The sequence below is a fragment of the Micromonospora sp. NPDC049107 genome (assembly GCF_040648595.1).
Lineage (GTDB): Bacteria > Actinomycetota > Actinomycetes > Mycobacteriales > Micromonosporaceae > Micromonospora.
Genome location: NZ_JBEZEC010000013.1, coordinates 134,823 through 153,464, shown reverse-complemented (window position 1 = coordinate 153,464; position 18,642 = coordinate 134,823). Strand labels below are relative to the sequence as shown.

18 protein-coding genes are annotated in these 18,642 nt (G+C 71.8%); 12 read left to right on the top strand and 6 right to left on the bottom strand.

Features of this window, described 5'->3' with window-relative positions:
• On the bottom strand, positions 1-549 hold the full coding sequence (locus AB0B55_RS28475) for a GtrA family protein (RefSeq protein WP_357130220.1): 549 nt from the start codon (positions 547-549) through the stop codon (positions 1-3).
• A 430-nt stretch (positions 550-979) separates the two neighbouring features.
• Between AB0B55_RS28475 and AB0B55_RS28470 the strand changes: the two genes are divergently transcribed.
• From AB0B55_RS28470 to AB0B55_RS28455, 4 genes are all read left to right on the top strand, one after another.
• Entirely contained in the window at positions 980-2,830 is a 1,851-nt protein-coding gene (locus AB0B55_RS28470) for a phosphoenolpyruvate carboxykinase (GTP) (protein ID WP_357130217.1), read from the top strand.
• Between the two features lie 31 nt (positions 2,831-2,861).
• Entirely contained in the window at positions 2,862-3,722 is an 861-nt protein-coding gene (locus tag AB0B55_RS28465) for a hypothetical protein (protein WP_357130214.1), read from the top strand.
• Between the two features lie 722 nt (positions 3,723-4,444).
• Positions 4,445-5,587 carry a geranylgeranyl reductase family protein gene (locus AB0B55_RS28460; RefSeq protein WP_357130211.1) on the top strand — a complete coding sequence of 381 codons (1,143 nt, stop codon included), beginning with the start codon at positions 4,445-4,447 and terminating at the stop codon, positions 5,585-5,587.
• 31 nt (positions 5,588-5,618) lie between these two features.
• Positions 5,619-6,389 carry an isoprenyl transferase gene (locus tag AB0B55_RS28455; RefSeq protein ID WP_357130208.1) on the top strand — a complete coding sequence of 257 codons (771 nt, stop codon included), beginning with the start codon at positions 5,619-5,621 and terminating at the stop codon, positions 6,387-6,389.
• Positions 6,390-6,394: 5 nt separating this feature from the next.
• On the opposite strand, the gene otsB is transcribed toward AB0B55_RS28455, so the two are convergent.
• From otsB to AB0B55_RS28440, 3 genes are all read right to left on the bottom strand, one after another.
• Complete coding sequence (gene otsB, locus AB0B55_RS28450; protein WP_357174995.1) at positions 6,395-7,219, bottom strand: trehalose-phosphatase; 825 nt, start codon at positions 7,217-7,219, stop codon at positions 6,395-6,397.
• 67 nt (positions 7,220-7,286) lie between these two features.
• Positions 7,287-7,640, bottom strand: coding sequence for a hypothetical protein (locus AB0B55_RS28445; protein ID WP_357130202.1), 354 nt, complete (start codon positions 7,638-7,640; stop codon positions 7,287-7,289).
• A 162-nt stretch (positions 7,641-7,802) separates the two neighbouring features.
• Positions 7,803-8,246: an XRE family transcriptional regulator gene (locus AB0B55_RS28440; protein ID WP_266248891.1), complete on the bottom strand. Its 444-nt coding sequence runs from the start codon at positions 8,244-8,246 to the stop codon at positions 7,803-7,805.
• Positions 8,247-8,510: 264 nt separating this feature from the next.
• On the opposite strand from AB0B55_RS28440, the gene AB0B55_RS28435 reads away from it, so the two are divergent.
• From AB0B55_RS28435 to AB0B55_RS28405, 7 genes are all read left to right on the top strand, one after another.
• A complete protein-coding gene (locus AB0B55_RS28435; protein ID WP_355048876.1) occupies positions 8,511-8,867 on the top strand; it encodes a hypothetical protein in 357 nt (118 codons plus the stop codon).
• A 31-nt stretch (positions 8,868-8,898) separates the two neighbouring features.
• Positions 8,899-9,252: a hypothetical protein gene (locus tag AB0B55_RS28430; RefSeq protein WP_357130198.1), complete on the top strand. Its 354-nt coding sequence runs from the start codon at positions 8,899-8,901 to the stop codon at positions 9,250-9,252.
• A 432-nt stretch (positions 9,253-9,684) separates the two neighbouring features.
• A complete protein-coding gene (locus AB0B55_RS28425; protein ID WP_357130195.1) occupies positions 9,685-11,100 on the top strand; it encodes a PhoH family protein in 1,416 nt (471 codons plus the stop codon).
• A gap of 278 nt (positions 11,101-11,378) precedes the next feature.
• On the top strand, positions 11,379-12,053 hold the full coding sequence (locus AB0B55_RS28420) for a lytic transglycosylase domain-containing protein (RefSeq protein WP_357130192.1): 675 nt from the start codon (positions 11,379-11,381) through the stop codon (positions 12,051-12,053).
• A gap of 108 nt (positions 12,054-12,161) precedes the next feature.
• The gene (locus AB0B55_RS28415; RefSeq protein WP_357130188.1) at positions 12,162-12,815 is read left to right on the top strand and encodes a rhomboid family intramembrane serine protease; all 654 of its coding nucleotides are present in this window, start codon (positions 12,162-12,164) and stop codon (positions 12,813-12,815) included.
• Between the two features lie 105 nt (positions 12,816-12,920).
• Positions 12,921-13,889 (top strand): NAD(P)/FAD-dependent oxidoreductase, encoded by a 969-nt coding sequence (locus AB0B55_RS28410; RefSeq protein ID WP_357130186.1) that lies wholly within the window; start codon positions 12,921-12,923, stop codon positions 13,887-13,889.
• Positions 13,890-13,954: 65 nt separating this feature from the next.
• The gene (locus tag AB0B55_RS28405) at positions 13,955-15,553 is read left to right on the top strand and encodes a hypothetical protein (RefSeq protein ID WP_357174992.1); all 1,599 of its coding nucleotides are present in this window, start codon (positions 13,955-13,957) and stop codon (positions 15,551-15,553) included.
• Positions 15,554-15,639: 86 nt separating this feature from the next.
• Here AB0B55_RS28405 and AB0B55_RS28400 read toward each other — a convergent pair whose 3' ends face one another.
• Positions 15,640-16,614, bottom strand: a complete 975-nt coding sequence (locus AB0B55_RS28400) for a DMT family transporter (protein WP_357130180.1) — start codon at positions 16,612-16,614, stop codon at positions 15,640-15,642.
• Positions 16,611-17,642, bottom strand: a complete 1,032-nt coding sequence (gene glpX / locus AB0B55_RS28395) for a class II fructose-bisphosphatase (protein WP_357130177.1) — start codon at positions 17,640-17,642, stop codon at positions 16,611-16,613. The genes AB0B55_RS28400 and glpX overlap by 4 nt, the downstream gene beginning before the upstream one ends.
• 158 nt (positions 17,643-17,800) lie before the next feature.
• On the opposite strand from glpX, the gene AB0B55_RS28390 reads away from it, so the two are divergent.
• On the top strand, positions 17,801-18,556 hold the full coding sequence (locus AB0B55_RS28390) for a DUF4245 family protein (protein WP_357130174.1): 756 nt from the start codon (positions 17,801-17,803) through the stop codon (positions 18,554-18,556).
• Positions 18,557-18,642 lie beyond the last annotated feature (86 nt).

Sequence of the window (18,642 nt, the reverse complement as noted above, 5' to 3'; positions counted from 1 at the left end):
TCACGCCCCGTGATCCCGGTCGTGCTCCACCTGCGGAACGACCGGTGTTCCCGCTTCGACGAAGACGAACCGCCGGTAGGACCAGAATCGGAACAGCGTCCCGAGGCCGGTGCCCACGACGAAGCTGGCGATGTTGTCGGCGAGCTGCGTCTGGAACACCGCCGGCCAGATGCTGCCGAGCCCGTACCGGCTGATCGCGAGGCAGCCCACCGCGATCCCCAGGCCGACAGCGTTGAAGAAGAAGAACAGCGCGTACTCCCGCGCCGGGTTGCTGCGTTGGCGGTGCCGCCAGGTCCAGAAGCGGTTGCCCAGGAAGGCGAAGGTCGCGGCGATCACGGTCGAGATCGTCTTCGCCGTCACCTGCTCCATGCCGCGCGCGGTCGTCAGGTAGTTGAAGAGCGCGAAGTCGACGAGGAAGGCAATCCCGCCCACCGTGGCGAACTTGCTCAACTCGCGCACGAGGTGACCGAAACGGTCGAGCAGTGCGCGGACCAGACCCGGTCGGGTCTGCCGGGGGCCCGGTTGCTCCCCGGTCATCGTGGCGGCCACGGGGCGAGCCTACCGGCTGTGGACGTGTCGGCGGGGGAGCAACGGCGAGGGGGACATCGTCGCCTATGGCGGCCCTGTCAGTCGGTGTGCCGCCGTTGAACGCAGCGTAACCAGAAGGGAGGACTGACGCGGCTCGGAACGGGAATCCGCGAACCGGTCGGCAGGGTGGGTTGACGGCCCGACCGCAACACGCGTCGACCGGGGGTGCACAACAAGATTTGCGTGAAACTGCGCAGGAAAGCGGGTATCAGATCGTGATGCCGCAGCGTGGCCGTACCTTGTGCAGTTCTTCACAACCAGTCCCACTGACTCGGAAGGCTGCCCGGTTTACGCTGAGCCCAATCCCAGGTTTCCACGAAGGCGGCGCTTCGCGTCGCTGAGACTCGTGCATCCCATAGATCGGTCAGCGTCGACCACAAGGAGATGTGTCATGGTTGCTCCGGCTGTAGTGCGGGGTATCGATCAGGCCCCGACGTCCCATCCGAAACTGCTTGCCTGGGTCCGTGAGGTCGCGGAACTGACCACCCCCGACCGGGTCGTGTGGGTGGACGGGTCCGACGAGGAGTGGCGCCGCCTCACCGATGAGCTGGTCGAGGCCGGCACCCTCATCCGGTTGAACCCGGAGAAGAAGCCGAACTCGTTCTACGCGCGCACCGACCCGTCCGACGTCGCGCGGGTCGAGGAGCGCACCTACATCTGCTCTGTCGACGAGGCGGACGCCGGCCCCACCAACAACTGGATGGCGCCGGCCGAGATGAAGCGGACGATGACCGAGCTGTACCGCGGCTCGATGCGCGGTCGCACCATGTACGTCATCCCGTTCGTGATGGGCCCGGTCGAGGCCGAGAGCCCGATGTTCGGTGTCGAGATCACCGACAGCCCGTACGTGGTGGCGTCGATGCGCATCATGACCCGGATGGGCGCGGCGATCCTCGAGGCGATGGGCGACGACGCGGACTTCGTGCACGCGCTGCACTCGATCGGCGCCCCGCTCGCTCCGGGCCAGCAGGACGTGCCGTGGCCCTGCAACGAGACCAAGTACATCTCGCACTTCCCGGAGACCCGCGAGATCTGGTCGTACGGCTCCGGGTACGGCGGCAACTCGCTGCTCGGCAAGAAGTGCTACTCGCTGCGTATCGCCAGCGTGATGGGCCGGGACGAGGGCTGGCTCGCCGAGCACATGCTTATCCTCAAGATCACCTCGCCGGAGGGCAAGGTCCACCACATCGCCGGGGCCTTCCCGTCCGCCTGCGGCAAGACCAACCTGGCTATGGTGGAGCCGACCATCCCGGGCTGGAAGGTCGAGACCATCGGCGACGACATCGCCTGGATGCGGTTCGGCCCGGACGGCCGGCTCTACGCGGTGAACCCGGAGTACGGCCTCTTCGGCGTCGCGCCCGGCACCGACTGGAAGACCAACGCCAACGCCATGCGCACGCTGGACCGCGGCAACTCGGTCTTCACCAACGTGGGCCTCACCGACGACGGGGACGTCTGGTGGGAGGGCATGGGGGAGCCCCCGGCGCACCTGATCGACTGGAAGGGCAACGACTGGACGCCGGAGAGCGACAGCCTCTCCTCGCACGCGAACAGCCGGTTCTGCACCCCGATCACGCAGTGCCCCATCCTCGCCGACGAGTACTTCGACCCGAACGGCGTACCGATCGACGCGATCCTCTTCGGTGGCCGCCGCAAGGACACCATTCCGCTGGTGACCGAGGCTCGCGACTGGGTGCACGGCGTCTACATGGGCGCGACGCTCTCGTCCGAGACGACGGCCGCCGCGTCCGGCGCGGTGGGTGTGGTCCGCCGCGACCCGATGGCCATGCTGCCCTTCATCGGCTACCACGCGGGCGACTACTTCCGGCACTGGATCGAGATGGGCAAGGGCGCCGACGGCGACGAGGCCAAGCTGCCGAAGATCTACTACGTCAACTGGTTCCGCAAGGATCCGGACGGCTCGTTCCTGTGGCCGGGCTTCGGCGAGAACTCCCGGGTGCTCAAGTGGATCGTCGAGCGGATCGAGGGCACGGCCGACGCGGTCGAGACCCCGGTGGGCATGGTCCCGGCGCAGGACGCGCTCGACGTCGAGGGACTGGACATGACCCCGGAGGACGTCCGGATCGCGCTGAAGGTCGACCCGGACGAGTGGCGCAACGAGCTGCCGATGATCACCGAGTGGTTCGAGAAGTTCGGTGACAAGCTGCCCGGCGTGCTGTGGGCCGAATTGGACGCGCTGCGCGCCCGACTGGACGCGGTACAGCCCCAGCGCCAGGTGTGAACATCGCCCGCCGCGGGCAACAACGGATCCCATGAGGACGGCCGCCGAGACCGAGGTCCGGCGGCCGTCCGCCGTCCGCGCGCTCACCCTCCTGCTCGCGACGACAGCGGCGGCCACCGTCGTGGTCGAGCTGCTCAACTGGTGGTACGCCCCGGAGCAGGGCTTCGGTCTGGCCGTACGCACCGGCTGGGCCATGCTGCGCTCGTTCGGCTTTCTGCTGCTGATCGGGCACGTGCGCAGGGGCCGGACGGTGGCCCGCCCGTTCGGGTTGATCCTCGCGGTCACCACGATCTTCGCCGTTGGCCGGCTGATCGTGCCCCGTCAGGGAGTGCCGCCGCTGCCGGGACTGCTCGGCTTCGCCGCGCTCAGCGCGCTGTGTGTGGCGGTGGTCTGGCTGCTCTACCGCTCGTCGGCGCTCGCCGGGCACCTGGTTCGGCACCGGCCCCGACTGGTCATCGACAAGACCGGCATCTCGTGGCGGGAGACGCCGCCGCGCCGGCCGCAGGCGAGCGCGTGGTTGTTGACCAGCCGCGTGGCGGCGTTCACCTACAGCCCGCTGATGCTGGTGCCGGCGCTGGTGGCCGGGGGTGCGATCCTGGACGATCGCCTCTCCGCCGTGCCGGCCGTGCTGTTCTGGTTCGGCGCCGGCATCGCGGCCAGCTACGCCGTGCTGTTCTGCACCGCGTTCCTGATGCGCGGCAAGGACTGGGCGCGGGGCCTGCTGATCGTCGTCACGCTGGGCGTACTCGCGGTGGACCTGCCGCTGTGCTGGTGGCTGCTGGGCCTGGACGGCCTGATCCGCGACGGCGCCCCGCTGGTGGCCGCCGCGGCCCTGGCCCTCTACGGCCTACGCCGGGCGGCGCGGGCATCCGACGCCGCCATCCCCGCCTGAGAGCCTGCGGGCGTGCCGGCGAAGCGGTCGGTGGGGCTGGCCGGTCGGTGGGGCTGGCCGGTCGGGCTGGCGGGGTTGGTGTGAGCCCTGTCGAGTTGCCCCGGATATGGGCCGCCGGCGGCGCTCGCTTAGCCCTGGCGGCAGCGCGCCGTCGAGCCATCGGAGGCGCGGGGCTGGCGGGGTTGGTGTGAGCCCTGTCGAGTTGCCCCGGATATGGGTCGCCGGCGGTGCGGCTTAGCCTCGGCGGCAGCGCGCCGTCGAGCCATCGGAGCCCCTGCCCCATCTATGGGGCAGCTCGACAGGCAGCGCAGTAGACGGCACGGGTGCCGGAGCCGATCCGCCGGTCCACGCGTCGGCGGGCAGGCGGCAGAGCGGCAGCCGCGTGGGCGGGCGGCAGCGGTGTGTGGCGGGCGGCAGCAGTGTGGGCGGGCGGCAGCAGTGTGGGCGGGCGGCGGCCGTCTGGGTGGCAGCGGGCGGCTGGGCGGGCGGCAGCGGTGCAGCAGAGCGGCAGCCGTGTGGGCGGGCGCCAGAGCGGCAGCCGTGTGGGCGGGCGGCAGAGCGGCAGCCGTGTGGGCGGGCGGCAGAGCGGCGGCCGTGTGGGCGGGCGGTCAGGGGGCAGGATGACGGGTGACGTCGGTCACCGTGGCCGGTGTCGACGGCCCAGGTGATCGCCGGGCGGGACGGGTACGAGCCGTGCCGCCCCGGTCGGAGGGAGGCGCGCGGTGAGCGACGAGTTCGACGTGGTGGTGGTCGGTGCCGGGCCGGCCGGGGCGGCCGCCGCCCTGACGGCCCGCCGGGCGGGTGCCAGCGTGTTGCTGCTGGACCGTGCCGATTTTCCCCGGGACAAGGCGTGTGGCGACGGGATCGCTGCGCACTCGGTGGACGTCCTCAACGAGTTGGGCGTGACCGAGGCGGTGGCCGGGTACGCCCCGCTGCCCGCGCTGCGGATGGTCGCTCCGGGCGGCCAGGCGGTGGCTCGGGCGCTGCCCCGGCCGGCGTACACCGTGCCCCGGGAGGTCTTCGACGCGCGGCTGGTGGCCGCGGCGGTGGCCGCCGGCGCGCAGTTGCGTCGGCACAGCGTCCGCCGGGTCCAGCCGCGTGGCGACCGGGTGGTGCTCGACGGAGAGCTGTCCGGCCGGGTGGTGGTGGGCGCGGACGGCGCCGGGTCGGTGGTGCGCCGGGCCCTCGGCCACCCCGTCAACCCCGACCGGCACCTCGCGCTGGCCATCCGCGGGTACGCGCCCGCGCTGCCCGGCCCACCCGAGCAGCTCATCGTGACCTCCAAGGCGCGCTGGCCGGCGTACGCCTGGTCGTTTCCGATCGGCGACGGGCGGGCGAACGTCGGGTACGGGGAGGTGCTGCGCGGCGAGCCGCTGAGCCGCGCCTACCTGCTGGATCGACTGGCCGCGCTGCTGCCCGGCACCGACCTGTCGACGGTGACCGCGTTGCGCGCCCACCACCTGCCGCTGTCCACGCACCGGCCGGCGCCGGGTCGGGACCGCACCCTGCTGGCCGGCGACGCCCTGTCGCTGATCAATCCGTTCACCGGGGAGGGCATCTTCTACGCGCTGCTCTCCGGAGCGTTGGCCGGGGCCGCTGCGGCTCGGGAACCGGAGGCGGCGGCCCGCCGCTACGCTGCGGGTCTGCGTCGCCGCCTCGGCACACACCTGCGCCACAGCTCGGTGGCCGCCTGGTTGGCGCGGCGGCGACGAGTGGTCGACGCCGCGGTCCGGGCGGCCCGTCGGGACGACCGGGTGTTCGACGACGTGGTCGAGTTGGGGCTTGGCGACGGGCGGCTCACCGCCCGTACGCTGGGCATGATCGGCATCGAACTGTCCGGCGGGGATCGCCCTCCGAAGGGGTGATCCGGCGGGCGGGTCGCTACGCTGCTAGGTGATGACGCTGCGGAACCTTATCTACTCCGTGTACGAGCGCCGGCTCACCGCGAAGCTCGCGGGCAAGCCGGTGCCCCGGCACGTCGGGGTGATGTGCGACGGCAACCGCCGGTGGGCCCGCGAGATGGGCTACGTCGACCCGAACGACGGGCACCGGGTCGGCGCGGCGAAGATCAAGCATGTCCTCGGGTGGTGTGACCAGGCCGGTATCGGCCACGTCACGCTCTACCTGCTCGCCACCGACAACCTGCGCCGCCCGGCCAGCGAACTGGACCCGCTGCTGCAGATCATCGAGGACCTGGTGGTGGAGCTGGCGGAGGAGGGCAACCCCTGGCGGCTGCGCATCGTCGGCGCGCTCGACCTGCTGCCCGCCCAGACCGCCGCGGCGCTCAAGGGCGCCGAGGAGCGTACCCGGGACCGCAGCGGCGGCGCGGAGGTCAACATCGCGGTCGGCTACGGCGGCCGGCGGGAGATCACCGATGCCGTCCGCTCGCTGCTGCTGGAGCACGCCGCATCCGGCGGCACCCTCGAGGAGTTGGCCGAGGTGCTGGACGTCGAGCACATCGCCGAACACCTCTACACCCGTGGCCAGCCCGACCCCGACCTGGTCATCCGTACGAGTGGGGAGCAGCGACTGTCCGGGTTCATGCTGTGGCAGTCCGCGCACTCGGAGTTCTACTTCTGCGAGCTGAACTGGCCGGATTTCCGGCACATCGACTTCCTGCGGGCGCTGCGCTCGTACGCCACCCGTCAGCGCCGCTACGGCGCTTGACGGCCTCAGGGGAGCTGGTCCAGGGCCCGGGTCAGGAAGTCCCCCAGCGCGGCCGGTGACTCGATGGTCAGGTCGGCCGCGTCGGCCACCTCCTGGCCGGTCTCCGGGTTGGCCACGGCCACACAGACACCGAAGAAGTCCGGGTCGCCCTCGGCGCGGGCGCGTAGCGCCGCGAACGCCTTGATGTCGGAGACGTCGTCGCCGAAGTACCAGGCGCCGCTGGCGCTCTGGACCACCTCGCCGATCACCATCCCCTTGTCCCGGTCGACCGGTGGCTTGAGCTCCAGCACCATCCGACCGGCCTGCACCCGCAGCCCCAGGCGGTCGGCCTGCGCCTGACCCCACTGCTGCACCGTCGCACCGAGCTGCGGGGCCGTACGCCAGTGCAGCGCGACGGAGAGCCGCTTGAACTCGACGAGGGCGCCGGGTGGCAGCTCCTCGCGCGCCAGGTCGGCCAACTCGGCCATGGTGGGCACCCAGGGCAGGGCGGTGGGCTCGGTGACGGTCTCACCACCGGAGTGGCTGTGCTCCAGGCCGTAGAGGCCGTACAGGTCCACGCCGCTCAGCTCGCCGAGGCGGTCGCGGAGGAACTCGACGGGCCGCGCGGAGACGATCGCGATCCGCCGCACCACCGGGGCCAGCGCCTCGATCGCGGCGAGCGCGTTCGGCGCGGGACGGACCGCCGTCGGATCGTCGTCGACGGGCGCGAGGGTGCCGTCGAAGTCGAAGAAGAGCACGGTCCCACCGGCCCGGCCGGCGGTTATCTGCCAAGCCTGGTCGGCGTTCAACGGGGTCCTCGGCTGGTGGTTGCCCAGATTCAACGGCGGCACGCGCGTCAGCGTACCCCGGCGTTGGAGGCTCATTCCTGGCCGAGCGGACCCACCCGGCGGCGCTCGGTCAGCGTTCGGCGGCTCCTCGTCCACGGCGTCCGAACGGCACCACCGCCGCCTCCTGTCCGTGGCTGAGCAGGTAGCCCTCCACGAACCCGGTGTTTCGATCCCCGGTGTGGGTCTCGATTTCGTTGAGGCGTGCCACCAGGAACTCGGTGAGCGCGCTGAGCCGGTCGTTGAGCCGCTCGTGCAGTTCCGCGACGACGGCCAGGATGACCGCCGTACCGGCGCTGGTGAGCGCGAGAAGGTTGACGAGCAGCGGCAGCTGCCCACCGTTGACCGCGAGGGTCACCACGTTGCCGGTCGCCCACAGCGTCATCGACACCGTGGCGACCACGACTCCCCACCACTTCAGGGTCATGGACAGACCCCTCCTTCTGTCCCGCAGGGCTAGGTTCGGCCTTGTCCCGTCCCCCCGCCGATGACGAGCCCAAGCAGTACGAATAGGGACGCTAGCGTGCCCGTTCCTGCCCCGGAGCGAAACGAATGAACCTGACCAGGCGTTCTTTCGCCATCTGAGGAACTACCCGGCTTGATTGCCTCTATTTCGGACATCGACCGGCAACGTTGGGCGGTATGCGAGGTATCTAATGGTTTCGCGGATGTGGAACTTCTCCGCGTCCGACACGTTCGGGTCGACCAGGCGGCGCAGCAGGGCCTCCACGTCCGGGTCCATCGGAGGGGCCGGCTGTCCGGCGCGCGGGCCGCTGGCGGTGCGGTCCCAACCCAGCGCGGCGAAGGCGGCGGCGGGGTTCAGCCCCAGGCCCTCGCAGAAGGCGACCACCCGTTCGGCCTCGGGGTCGCTGGCCCAGTCGCCACGGACCCACCGGTTGATGGTCTGCCGGGAGACGCCGGTACGCCGGGACACCTCGGTGCCGCTCCAGGCGCGCGTGGCCCGCGCCTCGTCGAGGGCGCGCCGAACGAAGGTGGCGAAGGCGATTTTTCGCGCGTTGGCCGTCTCGGTCACCCCGTGACGGTACGACCAGCCGTCAGCGGATGTTTGCCCAGGCACGCTGCTGTCACGCGGACGTGACGGCACTCTCGGATTCGTAACCAACGATCCAGCGCCGCTTTCGAGGGGTGTCACCCGGGCAGAATAGATGCCCGTCGTGGCGAATGTAAGGGGACGAAAAGCTGATACTGTCACGCTCATGGGACAATCTACGGTGTGTCACGTGCATGAGACGACTGGTGCTCACATGCGTCACGCCCCCGGTGCCGAGGGGGTGTGGTGACCGAGCTCGCCACCCGAGCCCAGGCCTTCGGGCTGATCGCCGAGGGAGTGGCAGCGGGGCTGAGTGCCCCGTGGCGCCTCTACCTTGCCCGAGGTTGCCGATACCTGTCGCTGAGCGTCGGCGACCGCACCGAGTGGAACGCCTGGCGTACCCACCTCGGCTGCCCCGAGTTGAGCGTCCGGGTCTACGACGCCGGCGGGGAGATCCGTCGATCCTCGGTCGCCGAGGTCGTGCTGGACGGCTGTCGGATCACCGTCGAGCTGGTCGAGGAGGTCAGCACCGACGACCTGGACCGGCTGCTGGTCGCGGACCCCACGGCCGACCCCACCACGGTCGAGCCGGAGGAGCGATGAGCCGGCGTCCGGGCCGGGCGGGGGGCGCCCGATGAGCCCGTTCCTCGTGGTCTTCCTCGTCCTGGTGCTCGGTGCCACCAGCTACGCCGCCGGTCGCCTGCACGGCCAGCTCAGCTACCGCATCGGCTATCGCTTCGGTTACCGCCAGGGTTACTTCGACGGGGACCGGGGCGCCTGGAACCGCCGCCGTCGCGACGCCCAGGCGGCGATCGCCTCCGCGTTGTCGGTCTCCTCCCCGGGGGCCGTCCGCTCCGCCGGCACGGTCGTCCGCCCCGACGCGGTGACCCGCCCCGGCACCACCTACACCGGCTCGTCGTTCACCGCGCCGGCTGCCCCGATCACCGGGCGGCACCCGACCGGCACGCTCGTTCGACGAACCGGCTGAGCTGGCTGGCGGGTCGCCTCCGAGCGTCCCGCCGACCGGCACGCGGGAACGCGGTGCGTCGTCCGCGGCGGACACGCACCGTCGGGGCCACGTCAGACCGGTGGCGGCGGCCCCGCCGGCCGGGATGCGCGCAGGGGGCATGCATCCCGGCCGGCTCGCCGCGCCCGGCCGCCACGGTGCCGCACGTCGCGCGTCGTCCCGCGCCGGCTCGTCGGTCCGGCGCTGTTCACACGGCCGTCTCCAGAGATCCACGATCGCCCCTAGCCGGGACGGTCCTGCGCCGCTAGCGTCTAGGCATGGCGCGGGGTTCTCCCGAGCCAGCCGGTCCACCCGGATCTGCGACCTCGCGCACGGGGTTCCGCATCCGACCCCTCCGGGCACCGGACGAGGCGGAAAACGGGTGGCCGGGTGCCCATCCGTCGGAGCAGGCCTGTGACGACTCGCCGTACCACCGCCGGTGCCGACCAGACCCCGGCCGCGACTGCCACGACCCGCCGCGCCGCCCGGAGCCGCCGTGCGGCGGACGCCGCGCCGGCCGAGAACAAGGAGCCCCGACCAGCGGGGCAGGCCTTCGTTCTCGACACCTCCGTGCTGCTGTCCGACCCGGCGGCGTTCCACCGCTTCGCCGAGCACGAGGTGGTGCTGCCACTGGTGGTCATCACCGAGTTGGAGGGCAAGCGGCACCATCCGGAGCTGGGCTGGTTCGCCCGGCAGTCGTTGCGGATGCTCGACGAACTGCGCATCCGGCACGGCCGCCTCGACCGACCGGTACCCGCCAACGACGCGGGCGGGACGCTGCGGGTGGAGCTGAACCACACCGACGACGGCGTACTGCCCCCCGGGTTCCGCACCGAGAGCAACGACGCCCGGATCCTGTCGGTGGCGCTCAACCTCGCCGCCGAGGGGCGGGACGTCACGCTGGTCAGCAAGGACATGCCGCTGCGGGTCAAGGCCGCCTCGGTGGGTCTGCGCGCCGACGAGTACCGCCACGGTCAGGCCAGCGACCCGACCTGGACCGGCATGTCGGAGATGGAGCTGGGCGAGGAGCAGATCGGCCAGTTGTACGCGGGCGAGACGCTCGACCTGGACGAGGCGGCCGGGCTGCCCTGCCACACCGGGCTGGTGCTGCACTCGGCGCGCGGCTCGGCGCTCGGGCGGGTGCTGCCCGACAAGTCGGTCCGCCTGGTCCGGGGCGACCGTGAGGCGTTCGGGCTGCACGGCCGCTCGGCCGAGCAGCGAATCGCCCTCGACCTGCTGCTCGACGAGACGATCGGGATCGTCTCGCTGGGCGGCCGGGCCGGCACCGGCAAGTCGGCGTTGGCGCTCTGCGCCGGCCTGGAGGCCGTGATGGAGCGTCGCCGGCACAAGAAGGTGATCGTCTTCCGCCCGCTCTACGCCGTCGGTGGTCAGGAGCTGGGCTATCTGCCCGGGTCGGAGTCGGAGAAGATGTCGCCCTGGGCGCAGGCGGTCTTCGACACGCTCGGCGCGGTCGTGCACGAGAACGTGCTGGAGGAGGTCACCTCGCGGGGCATCCTCGAGGTGCTGCCGCTGACCCACATCCGGGGGCGCAGCCTGCACGACGCCTACGTGATCGTGGACGAGGCCCAGTCGTTGGAGCGCGGGGTGCTGCTCACCGTGCTGTCCCGGATCGGGCAGGGGTCCCGGGTGGTGCTCACCCACGACGTGGCCCAGCGGGACAATCTGCGGGTCGGCCGGCACGACGGTGTGACCGCGGTGATCGAGGCGTTGAAGGGCCATCCGCTCTTCGCCCACGTCACGCTCAGCCGTTCGGAGCGGTCGCCGATCGCCGCCATGGTGACCGATCTTCTCGAGGACATCCCGCAGTGATGGGGGTTTTGTAGCATTTCGTCCCTATTCTAAGTGTGGCGCAGATCACAAACGGCGCGGTCGGTTTCCCATGTGCCTCACTGTGCGCGATGGTGTCCCACGAGCGCCCACGCACCACAGGCATCGTCGGTGATCGCTCGCCCGAGGTCAGGGCGGCATCAGTGGCGATCGGTGCGTCGGCGCGACCGGCTCACCGGTCGGGGCGCTCACGGCACGGCTGAGGGCTGACGTGGCCCGGCGCCGCGCCGTGTCCTTGCCCCCGACGAAGGGACCACTTCGTGAGTCGGCTGTGGAGCCGGTTGGGTGCCCGTACGGCCGCTGTCGCGTTGCTCTCCGTGGGCGTCGCCGGTGGCTTCTACCTGGGCGAAGACCGGGAAACTCAGCAGCAGGGCCTGACCGCGCAGGTCGGCGTCGAGGTCGACCGCGTCGACTTCGCCTACCAGCGCGAGCGCCAGGCCAGCCACCAGGTCGCGTTCGCGCGGCAGCGGGCCGCCGAGTACCAGGCCAAGCTGCGGGCGGCCCAGGCGGCCAAGGAGGCCGCTGAGCGGGCCCGCAGGGCCGAGGCCGCCGCCGCGTCGCGCAAGCGCGAGCGGGAAGAGGCGGAGAAGGCCGCCAAGCCGTACGACGGGCCGATCCCGGCCTCCTGCGCCGAGTACAGCGGCAACCGCAAGATCGGTTGTGCGCTGATGCTCGAGAAGGGCTTCGGCATCGCCGAGTTCCCCTGCCTCGAGAAGCTCTGGACCAAGGAGAGCGGCTGGAACCACAAGGCCGCCAACCCCATCGGCGCGTACGGCATTCCGCAGTCACTGCCGGGCAGCAAGATGGGCACGGTCGCCGACGACTGGCGCACCAACCCGGCCACCCAGATCATCTGGGGCCTGGGCTACATCAAGGGCAAGTACAAGACGCCCTGTGGCGCCTGGACCTACTTCCAGAACAACAACCACTACTGACGACGTACGACGGCGGGGCGGGTGGGCGACCACCCGCCCCGCCGTCGCGCGTAACCCCGGTCAGGACGTGAGTGGCGGTCGGCCCCTTTTGCTGATAGCAGTTGGGGGGTGAGCCTGCATCCGCCAAGCGGCGACCCGTTCCGGTTCGGCACCGAGGCGTTCTACGCCGCCCTCGGCCGGGCCTTCGTCGCCATGTGCGCGGTGGTCCCGTTCCTCTTCCTCATCGAGGCGATCGACCAGGGGCTCGCGTTCGGCCTGGACGCGACCGCCGGCATCATCCCGCACCGCATCGACGGCCTCGACGGTGTCTTCTTCTCGCCGTTCCTGCACCACGGCTTCGACCACCTCTACAGCAACAGCATCCCGCTGATCCTGCTGGGCACCTTCGTGCTGGCCGCCGGCGCCCGGCGGTTCCTGTGGTCGACTCTGGTCATCATCCTGGTCTCCGGCCTCGGGGTCTGGTTCACCGGCTCACCCAACTCGGTGGTGGTCGGCGCGAGCGGGGTGATCTTCGGCTACCTGGGCATCCTGCTCACCCGCGGCATCGTCGAGCGCAGTTGGTGGAACTTCGCCGTCTTCCTGCTCGTCGGCCTGCTCTACGGCTGGCAGCTCGTCGGCATCCTCCCCACCGACGAGCGGATCTCCTGGCAGGGGCACCTGTTCGGGTTGCTCGGCGGCGTGGTGGCCGCGATCCTGTTCCGCCGCCGCCGACCCACGGTAGACGGTCCGGACTACTCGGGATCCACCCTCAGCCTGCCCTGACCTGCTTGTCGGCGCGCCCCTGGGACATGCTTGCCCGACCGCCGCGCCCCGCCTACCGTCGAGATCAGCACGCGTTGATCCGCGAGCGGAAAGCGACGGTACGCCATGCGCGAGGTCGATGTCGCCGTGATCGGAGCCGGTCCCGCCGGCCTCTTCGCCGCGTACTACGCCGGGTTCCGGGGCCTGTCCGTGGCGGTGATCGACGCCCTTCCGGAGCCGGGCGGCCAGGTCACCGCCATGTACCCGGAGAAGCTGATCCTCGACGTGGCCGGCTTCCCCGCCGTCAAGGGTCGTGACCTGGTCGCCAACCTGGTCGCCCAGGCGGCGCCCTTCGCTCCGCGGTACCTGCTCGGCACGAGGGCCGAGAAGCTGTCGTACACCGATGACCGGCCGGTGCTCGGCCTGGCCGGCGGTGAGCAGCTCGGCTGCGGCGCGGTCGTGGTCACCGGCGGGCTCGGCAGCTTCAGCCCACGGCCGCTGCCCTGCGCCGACGGCGCCCCCGGTGCCGGCATCGTCTACTTCGTGACCGACCCGGCCGAGCTGACCGACCGGGACGTGCTCATCGTCGGCGGCGGCGACTCGGCCTTCGACTGGGCGCTGGCCCTGCAACCGCTGGCCCGCTCGGTGACCCTCGTGCACCGTCGGGAGAAGTTCCGGGCGCACGCCTCGACGGTCGCCCGGGTGCTGTCGCTGCCGGTGCGGGTGATCGTGAACGCCGAGGTCACCCGCCTGATCGGGGACGCTGAGGTGACTGGCGCCGAGGTGACCGTGCGCGGCGGCGCGGCCGAGACCCTGCCGGTGGACACGGTTGTCGCCGCCCTCGGCTTCACCGCCGACCTTGGCCCCCTCGCCGAATGGGGGCTCCGGCTCGACCGCCGGCACATCGTGGTGGACAGCGCGATGGCGACGAACCTGCCGAGGGTCTTCGCGGCCGGCGACATCACCGAGTACCCGGGCAAGGTGCGCCTGATCGCCACCGGCTTCGGCGAGGCCGCCACGGCCGTCAACAACGCGGCGGTCGCCATCGACCCGAGCGCGCACCTGTTCCCCGGGCACTCCTCCGACGTGGGCTGACGGTCGGTATCGCACACTGACCGGTTCGTGTCCGGTTCGAGACGGGTCGAATGGACCCTGAGGGAATGACGGGGACCGGGAAGGCACGTGATGGCGCACCCACGACGCTGGCCTGGCTCTGCCACCCGACGACTCTGCTCGCGCTCGTCCTCCTGGTCCTCAACGACCGGCTGTGGAAGGCGGCGTATCCGGGCCTGGTGACGGGCAAGCTGAGCGACCTGGCGGGCCTGGTGCTCGCTCCGCCGCTGGTCGCGGTGCTGCTCACGCTGCTGGCGCCGCGGCTGCCGGCCCGCAGGGCCGCGCTGGTCGGCCTGGTCGCGGTGGGCGCCGGATTCGCGGTGGTCAAATCCAGTGGGTACGCCGCTGAGCTGGCCTCCTCGGCCTGGACCGCACTGGCGGGACCGTCACTGGTCCGGGCCGACCGGACCGACCTGTTCACGCTGCCGGCACTCGGCCTGGCGTGGTGGAGCTGGACGCGGGCGCGGAGACGACCCGTGCGGCACCGGACGGCCCGGCTGGTCCGGTTGCTGGTGGTCCTGCCACCGGCGGTGTTGGCGGTGGCCGCCACCAGTGCGGCCTGGTTTCCGTACGCGCTGGGTACGACGATGCTTGACGGCCGTCCGGCGATCTCGGTCGGCGAGGGCTCCGAAGACGCGTCGTTCTGGCCGGACGACCCGGCCGACGGCCAGTGGGCGGTCAGCAACGACGGGGCGGTGACCTGGCGAAACGCCACCGTTGACGAGACGGGACGGCTGAACAGCCAGGACTCCCCGCGTCAGCGGGCGTGTGCGCCGGAAGACCCACGGCGCTGCTACCGGGTGATACCGGGGCACCTTCGGGTGGAGCAGAGCGACGACGCCGGCGTGACCTGGCAGGTTGCCTGGGAGGTGCCGGACCCGCGGCGCGACGCGTTGGCCCAGCGCTATCCGGCCCCCGGCGACGCCCGCCGTCACTTCTCCTCCCGGGAACTGGTCGTCTATCCACACCTGGGCGGCGGCCACGAGGTGCTGGTCGCGAACGGTCGGGACGGCTTCCTGCGTCGCCTGTCGGACGGCGGGTGGCGGCGCGTCGGGTTCCTCGGTGAGCAGCCGTCCGCGACTGGTCCGCCCGAACTGCCCCCGCTGCGCGACGGCGGGCGGGTCCAACGCGGGGTCGACGTCTGGCTCGCGTTCGGGCTCGCGTTGCTGCTCGGCTGCGTGGTCACCGTATTCGCCGGTCATCTGGCGATCCGACGTGGCGGCGGCGGTCGCGGGTGGGGGATCGCGGGTGCCGTCACGATCGTGCTGGCCGGACTCGTGCTGGATGCCAGCTGGCCCCGGGTCGACGCGACGAGCGTCGTGGTCACGGTGCTGTTCCTGGTCGTGCCGTTGGGCGCGCTGGCGGCGGGCGCGCTGCTTCTCGTCGCGTGGCTCAACTTTGCTCCGGGACGCTGGGTCGGGTTGGCCGTGGGTGACCTGCTGCTCACCGTGATCCTGGCCTCGCTACCGCTGGCCGGCTGGGTGAACGGCACACTCGGGCAGACCTGGGTGGCCGTCGCGCTGGCCGGGCTGGCCACCGTGCCGGGCCTGCTGCTGGCCGTCCGGCTCGCGAGGCTGGCCGACCCGGCCCGCGAAGAGAATCGGCGCGACTCGCCGCCCTACCCGCCCTACCGGGTTGCGCCTTGATCCACTCGGGTTCTTGAACATCGGGGTGTCGGAGGCGGTGGGACAGCGCGGTTTCGATGAACCAGAGTGGATCAAGCTGCCAACGGTCACGGCTGGGCGGCGGGTGGGGCCAGGGCGGTTATCAGCACGGCCACCAACGTCAGTGCGGCCCCGAGCAGGCTGTTCACGCTGGGGTGCGAGGCCGCTGTGGGCAGCACCAGATCCAGCAGTACGGCCCCCACGATCTGGCCGGCGATGGTGGCCAGGCCGAGCAGCAGCACACCTGTTGTCCGCACGATCGCGGCGGCGATCGCGATGAACACGATGCCGATCGGGCCGCCCAGGTAGAGCCACGGTTCGTTCGGCGCGTGACCGGTCGGCCAGCCGCGTACGGCGATGTCGACCGCGAACGCGACCAGCAGGGTTGCCGTGCCCACGGCGAAGTTCACCAGCGTGGCGGTCAACGCGCTGTCGGCCGCCCCCCGGACCTGCCCGTTCACCGCCTGCTGCCAGGCGATGCCCACCCCGGCCAGCAGGGGCAGCAGCGCCAGCGCCAGCCCGCCCGGATCGCCGAGCCGGTCACCGACCGCCAGGACGACCGCGAGCACCGTGAGCACCGCGCCGGCCAGGCGCTGTCGGGTGACCGGCTGCCGACCGGTCGGGCCGATGCCGGCGCGGTCGACGGCGAGGCTGCTACCGGACTGGCCGGCCACCACCGCCACGGTGAAGACCGCCACCCCCAGCGAGCCGATGGTGAGCCCCTGCGTGGCCACCAGCAACGCCCCGCACATTCCCCCGAGGCACTGCCACGGGCGCAGCGTGCCGGCCGTGAGGGCCCGCCGTACGGCGAGCAGCCCTCGCCGCCCGCCAGGGGTTGCCGGCACCAGCACCAGCAGCACCACCAGGCCCAGCCCGAAGGAGACCACCGCGGCGGCGAAACCATCGGCCAGGCGTACGCCCAGCTCGCCGTTGATCCGAGACTGCGCCGCCACCGCGACCCCGGCGACCGACGCCAGCGCGACACCGATGATCCGGCGGGTGGCTGGCAGGGTCGGCGGAGCCGCGGTGCCGGTGCCGCTCACTCCTGTTCGGCTAGCGGGCGACCGTCGAAGTCGACCGCGGAGTAGAGCGCCAGCTTCTCCAGCCGGTGGTACGAGTCGATGACCCGGATGGTGCCGCTCTTCGAGCGCATGACGATCGACTGGGTGTACGCGCCGCCGGCCCGGTACCGCACCCCGCGCAGCAGGTCACCGGAGGTGACACCGGTCGCCACGAAGAAGCAGTTGTCCCCGGTGACCAGGTCGTCGGTGCCGAGCACCCGGTCCAGGTCGTGCCCGGCGGCGAGGGCCTTCTCCCGCTCCTCGGCGTCGCGCGGCCACAGCTTGGCCTGCATGGCGCCACCCATGCACTTGAGCGCGCAGGCCGAGATGATGCCCTCCGGGGTGCCGCCGATGCCCATGAGCACGTCGACGTCCGACTCGCCGCGGGCCGCCAGGATGGAACCGGCGATGTCGCCGTCGGAGATGAACCTGATGCCCGCGCCGGTCCGGCGGATCTGGGTGACCAGGTCTTCGTGGCGGCTGCGGTCCAGCACGCAGACGGTCACCTCGGAGACGTCGGTGCCCTTGATCTTGGCGATCCGGCGCAGGTTCTCGCTGACCCCGGCGTTGATGTCGATCACGTCGACGTACGCGGGACCGACCGCGAGCTTCTCCATGTAGAAGACCGCGCTGGGGTCGAACATCGCGCCTCGCTCCGAGACGGCGAGCACCGCGAGGGCGTTCGGCATGCCCTTGCTCATCAGCGTGGTGCCGTCCACCGGGTCGACCGCGACGTCCACCTCCGGGCCGGTGCCGTCGCCGACGTGTTCGCCGTTGAAGAGCATCGGGGCGTTGTCCTTCTCGCCCTCGCCGATCACCACGACGCCGCGCATCTGGATCGAGTTGATCAGTTTGCGCATGGCGTCGACAGCGGCGCCGTCGCCGCCCTCCTTGTCACCCCGGCCGACCCAGCGGCCGGCGGCCATCGCCGCGGCCTCGGTGACCCGGACCAGGTCGAGGGCCAGGTTGCGGTCGAGATCCTGTGGGATCCGGGTCCTGGTGTTCGTCATGACGGCTGCTCCTCCTCGCGACGGTGCGGGGACGGCCGGCGGCGAAGTGGCGTCGCTGCCGGCTTTGTCGCTGATCCTCACACGATGGCCGACCGAGCGCCGGTGCGGGGCGGTGATGGGCCGGATACCGCCGGTCGGGCGGCTGCGAAGATGGCAGGGTGGAACCCGCACAGCCTGCTGACCGCGTACCCGCCGACCAGACGCCGCCCGACGGCCAGCCGCCGGCCGACCTCCCGGACGCCCCCGGCGCCGGGCCCGCCGCGACGGGCCCGGTGGATCCGACGGCGCCGACCACCGGCGAGCCGGCCCTGGTCGCCGACGAGGCGACCCCCGTGGCCGAGCCGGCCCACGTCGGACCGGGGCCGGCGGCCCGGCCGTCGCCGCCCCGGGCGGCCGCGACGGCGGGCAAGTCCGAGCGGTCACCCAAGGACATGGCGATCTCGCTGCTGGTGCTGCTCGTCCCGATCGCCCTGCTGCTGGCGTTCTACCGGGGTTTCCTGGGCGGCGACGAGGCCACCACCGTCGACCCCGCCCCGGCGATCGAACAGGCGCGGTCCGCGAACGCGGTCCCGGTGAGCGAGCCGCACGGGCTCGGCTCCGGATGGCGTACGGTCAGCGCCCGCTACCAGAGCGTCGAGGGTGGCGCGACGCTGCGGATCGGCTACCTGACGCCGGAGGGCAGGGGTGTGCAGCTCGTGCAGAGCAGCGTGCCGGCCGAGCGGCTGCTGCCGGCCGAGCTGACCGACCAGGGGCAGCCACAGGGGCCGACCGAGTTGAGTGGGCGCACGTGGCAGCGGTACACGGCCCGGGGGAACCAGCAGGCGCTGGCCCTGCTGGAGCCGACCCGCACGGTGCTCGTGATCGGTGACGCGCGGGACAACGAACTGCGGGAGTTGGCCGGCGCGCTGGGCTGAGGAGTCCACAGTCGAGGAGGCGCACGCCGAGGGGGCCGGTCCGGTACGCTCCCTCGGCTCGGTCCGGCCCGCACGCGGTGGCCGGA